The following is a 2,720-nucleotide window of genomic DNA, read 5'->3' as shown; positions in this document are numbered from 1 at the left end:
CGCGCCGCTGCCGCCGGAGATCTTCTCCGACGGGTTCGAGTAAGGCGCACCTCCCGCGCACCTGCGTCGCCGCTGAATCGGGCGGCGCAGGTGGGGGCGGGGGTGGTGGGGAGACGTCGAACGCTTCGCCGTCTCCAGTCACCAGCGTGCGACGGATTGAACGAAGGGCCTCCCCGGCGGGAGGCCCTTCGTTTTCCGGATGTGGGCCGGTGCCTGACGCGCGCCTTCCTGACTTCTTTCCCATGCAAAAAAAATGGTACGCTCGATGCACTTTGGCCCGGATCGACGGGTCATTCGTACGCATCACACTCATGGGGAGTTTGAAGATGAAGGCATTTAGAACGGCGCCGTTGAGCGCCGCCGTCGCACTGCTCGTGTTCGGAAGCGGGGTCGGGCCGGCTGCCGCGCAGCCCGGATGGCAGCCAACGCAGCAGCCGTTTGAGGCGAATGCCACTTCCGCACCCGGCGCGAGTCGCTTCGTTCGCGTGCCGGCGGCCGGCGTGAATTCGCTCAACCTGCTGTCGCTGTCGCCGCGTTTCGAGGCCGACTACGGCAGCTTCCGCTGGCTGGAGCTTGGTGCGGCCGACTATCTGCGCATCGCCGCCTCGGGCGGCGGCTTCGAGGAAGACAGGGAGGCCGGCCAAATCCAGATCAACCGTTTCCGCTTCGATCCGCTCGTGGACGGCGCGCCGCCGGCCGGATCGGCCGGCGAATCCGATGGCGCAGGCCCCGGGTTCCATCTGGTGCAGTTCCGCGGCCCGGTGAAGGCCGGCTGGCTGGCCGATCTGGAAGCGGCCGGGCTCGATCCGCTGCAGTACTACCCGCACAACGCCTATCTGGTCTGGGGTGAGCCGCAGGCCTTGGCGCGTGCCGAGAGCCTGTCGTTCGTGCGCTGGCAGGGGCGCGTGCAACCGGCCTACAAGCCGTCGCAGAGCCTCGATGGCCGAGCCGGCATGATTCACAACGTCGATGTGATGTTCTACGACGAGAAGCAGGTCGAATCGACCCTGGCCTCGATCGAGAAGGCCGGTGGCCGCGTGCTGCAGCACTATCCGTCGCAGCCGGACCGCAAGTTCTTCAACGCCATCGTCGAAATGCCGGTCGACGCCATCGACGCGGTCGCGGCGATCGACAACGTGCTGTGGCTGGGCTACCAGGATGCACGGCCGATTCTCGACGATGAAATGTCGGCTCAGATCCAGGCCGGCAACCACCCGGGCGGCGTGCCGGTCGTGGGTTACGAGAACCATCTGGTGAACCTCGGCTTCGACGGTTCCGGCGTGACCTGGGCCATCACCGATACCGGCATCGACTACGACCACCCCGATCTGATCGGGCGCATCGTGGGCGGCTACAGCTTCCCCGGTGCCTGCAATCCGGCGGGCCAGCCCGGCTCCGACTGCTCCGGCGGCGGCCACGGCACCCACGTCGCCGGCATCGTCGCGGGCGATGCGAGCCTGGGCCTGACCGATGCCAACGGGTTCCTATACGGCCTGGGCGTGGCACCCGGTGCCGGCCTGTACGCGATGAACTCGCTGTCCGCCTCGGCCTGGCCGCCTTCGGGCGGCTGGCAGGAGCACTCCAAGCGCGCGGTGCTGGGTGGAGCCATCGGCACCAACAATTCCTGGACCACCGGCGAAGGCACCAACCACGGCTATCAGGCGTCCGAGCGCACCCATGACATCATGGCGCGCGATGGCGACTTCGATACCGCCGGCGTGGCCGAGCCCTTCATCCAAGTGTTCTCGGCGGGCAACTCCGGGACCAGCGGCCTGACCGCGCCCAAGGAAGCCAAGAACGTCATCGTCACCGCCTCGTCGCGCAACTACCGGGTCGGCAGCGTCGAGGACATCTCGAGCTTCTCCTCGCGCGGCCCGGCGGCGGACGGGCGGCAGGTGCCGACGATAGCGGCACCCGGCGAGCAGATCGCCTCGGCGCGCAACGATACCGGCGGCAGCTGCACCGGCAGCGGCTCCGACATCGGTGGCACCGGCAGCCCGGCACGCTATTCCTACTGTTCGGGCACCAGCATGGCGTCGCCGCACGCGGCCGGCGCGGTGGTGCTGCTGACCGAATGGTGGCGCAGCGTCAATGCCGGTGCCACGCCGAGCCCGGCCATGGCCAAGGCGCTGCTGGTCAACAACGCGATCGACATGGCCGGCAACACCTCGGCGCGCTGGAACACCATGGAAGGCTGGGGGCGGATCAACGTCAGCAACATCATCCAGCCGGGCGTCGCGGCGGAGTACTGGGACCAGACCCAGCTCCTCACCGCGACCGGCCAGACGCACCAGATCACTTTGGGCGTTGCTGATCCCGGCAAGCCGGTCAAGGTCACCCTGGCCTGGACCGATGCCCCGGGTGCGGCGGGCGCCAACCCGGCGCTGGTCAACAACCTGGATCTGTCGGTAGTCGATGGTGCCAGCACCTACCGGGGCAACGTGTTCACCGGCGGCTGGTCATCGACCGGCGGCACGGCGGACACCCGCAACAATCTGGAAAACGTCTTCATCCAGAACCCGAGCGGCGGCGCGCTGACGATCACGATCAGCGCCACGGCACTGGCCGGTGACGGCGTGCCGAACAATGCCACGCCGACCGACCAGGACTTTGCCCTGGTCTGCACCAATTGCGCGCTGTCGGCCGACTTCACCCAGCAGGTCACGCCGACCAGCCTTTCGGTATGCACCCCGACGGCGGCGGATTACACGGTGAACATC

Annotated in this window: 1 protein-coding gene; it reads left to right on the top strand. The window is 67.9% G+C overall.

Annotation, left to right across the window (positions count from 1 at the left end):
- Positions 1-500: 500 nt before the first annotated feature.
- A partial coding sequence (locus WB794_RS13410) for a S8 family serine peptidase (RefSeq protein ID WP_337336356.1) occupies positions 501-2,720 on the top strand: 2,220 nt, incomplete at its 3' end.

It is taken from the genome of Denitratimonas tolerans, from assembly GCF_037203605.1.
GTDB lineage: Bacteria > Pseudomonadota > Gammaproteobacteria > Xanthomonadales > Xanthomonadaceae > Denitratimonas > Denitratimonas tolerans.
Note: the sequence above shows the minus strand (reverse complement) of the source record. Positions and strands in the feature narration are given on the sequence as shown.